Origin of the sequence: Psychrobacter sp. FME13 (genome assembly GCF_014861395.1) — a bacterium.
In the GTDB taxonomy this organism is placed as follows: domain Bacteria; phylum Pseudomonadota; class Gammaproteobacteria; order Pseudomonadales; family Moraxellaceae; genus Psychrobacter.
In genome coordinates this window covers 1-441 of the sequence record NZ_RRYV01000389.1, presented here as the reverse complement: position 1 = coordinate 441, position 441 = coordinate 1, and the positions used below count along the sequence as shown (strand labels likewise).

Here is a 441-nt window from a genome sequence, read left to right as displayed (position 1 = left end):
ATTGATCACGCCCATCTTGAGCATGGCAGCCACTTGACCATCATCGACGTTTAGCTGTGAATACGCTTGCTCATCTCTATGATCGCTGATCCACTCTGATAGGCCATTATCTGTATTACGATAGCCGCTCTCAACAGCTTGTTCATTGTCGGTGGCAAATAGGCTAGGGCGCGTACTGGACAATAAGCTACCAGTATTGATTAAGTGCTCACCATCACCGATAGACTGCATCAGGGTTTGATCATCAGATCTATGGGTAAAGTGACTGCCGTAGTTGGCCCCTGCTTGGGTCTCTGTCCGATTGATAGGTTGGGCAGGGCTGTCCAGCAGATAGCTCTTGGTCGGGGTCATGTGATTGCGACTGTCGGTATCGCTTTGAGCGTCTGTGATACCAGTCATTGGCGGTAGCACGCGTTTACTATATAAGCTACCCACCCACGG

Annotated in this window: 1 protein-coding gene; it reads right to left on the bottom strand. The window is 50.1% G+C overall.

Features of this window, described 5'->3' with window-relative positions; translation table 11 throughout:
* The coding region (locus EI164_RS16725; RefSeq protein WP_192521076.1) for a hypothetical protein at positions 1 to 441 on the bottom strand (441 nt) is incomplete at both ends.